Origin of the sequence: Providencia sp. JGM181, assembly GCF_018257375.1 — a bacterium.
Taxonomy (GTDB): domain Bacteria; phylum Pseudomonadota; class Gammaproteobacteria; order Enterobacterales; family Enterobacteriaceae; genus Providencia; species Providencia lanzhouensis.
In genome coordinates, this window is the sequence record NZ_JAERJY010000260.1 from 1 (window position 1) to 1,427 (window position 1,427).

Sequence of the window (1,427 nt, forward strand, 5' to 3'; positions counted from 1 at the left end):
CTTTATGTTTGGTTAAAGAACCTAATATTCATCAGCCAAATATATAAAATAAGTACGATTTTTAGCAGCTTCTGATTATCTTTTTATAATCAACAGGTGTTAGAGCACAAGATAGCTGCTAATTTAGAGCATAATTTGTTCGATACATAAACACTTTCTGCGAAAAATACACTCAGTCGTTTAATGCGTTTTTCACAGGGATCAGTTTAAGTGTGTTGTGTAATTTCCACACGGCAACAAATAAAATGGCAAGGGATATTCTATTAATGTTAACTTCTGAAAAATTTAAGCGCTATATCTGGCGCATTGTTCCGGCAGTCGCAATTGCCGTAACGCTTTCAGCATGTACGGCACCGAAAACGTCGAAGAATGGTCAGACAACCACAAGATCTTCAGATGCTCGTATGTTAAATGCAACATCGAATGACTCACTCGCAATGGCATCTCAAGATGAATTCGAAGATTTAGTCAGAAGTGTTGATACCAAATCCAAAATCATGGATCAATATGCAAGCTGGAAAGGCGTAAGCTACCGTTTAGGTGGAACCACGAAAAGTGGTGTTGACTGTTCTAGCTTCGTACAACGTACATTCCTCGAACAATTTGGCGTGCAATTACCACGTACTACCTCTGAACAAGAGTCTTCAGGTAAAAGTGTAAAACGCAATAATTTAAGAGCGGGTGACTTAGTTCTGTTTAAAACAGGTCGCACGATGAAGCATGTAGGGATTTATATCGGGGACAATAAGTTTGTTCACGCCTCTACAAGCAATGGCGTTATCGTTTCTGAAATGACTAACGATTATTGGAGCAAGCGTTATTACGCAAGCCGCCGTGTGGTTAATGGCTCATAGAACCCAGAAACATTAATGCAGTAACATATAGATACCTTGCCAATAAAAAAGCTTCCAGGCTCTAAACCGGAAGCTTTTTTATTGGGTCGTATATCATAAAGACGACCTTAAGATTAAATAGTTTCAATGCCATTAAGCACAATAGAAACCAGAAGCCATTTCTGCGATAGCAACACCGGATGCTTTTAAACGGCACATTGCGGTTAGCTCATCACTCGCTCGGATAAATAAACACATCTCTTTTTGCCATTCTAAAATGGCGTTATCGATCTGCATTTCCGATAACGATTCAGATAAATGCTTCATTGCAATACAATCTGTTGCACAGTCGTGGCTCAGCAATTTTAGCCCCACTAGCTTATCGCTATTCATATCATTCATAGGTACAACTTCAACATCAGTCCCTATTTTTCCCGATAACCAGCGGTAGCTTTGCGGCAGCCTGTGCACTACCGAAAGACCTAATTTTTCCACAAAAATTTCCTATTAAAACATGTCATCATTTTGCAGTAAAAAAAGTTGTTGATTTAATTCAGATAAACGGAAGCTTGCTTCATCACTTATCCATATTTT

At 38.8% G+C, this 1,427-nt stretch carries 2 protein-coding genes; one reads left to right on the forward strand and one right to left on the reverse strand.

What is annotated here, in order from left to right; all coding sequences use genetic code 11:
- The first annotated feature begins 266 nt into the window (after positions 1-266).
- Positions 267-854 carry a bifunctional murein DD-endopeptidase/murein LD-carboxypeptidase gene (gene mepS / locus JK188_RS17330; protein WP_036953007.1) on the forward strand — a complete coding sequence of 196 codons (588 nt, stop codon included), beginning with the start codon at positions 267-269 and terminating at the stop codon, positions 852-854.
- Between the two features lie 132 nt (positions 855-986).
- Here mepS and JK188_RS17335 read toward each other — a convergent pair whose 3' ends face one another.
- Positions 987-1,328: a hypothetical protein gene (locus JK188_RS17335; RefSeq protein ID WP_036953005.1), complete on the reverse strand. Its 342-nt coding sequence runs from the start codon at positions 1,326-1,328 to the stop codon at positions 987-989.
- Between the last annotated feature and the right edge of the window lie 99 nt (positions 1,329-1,427).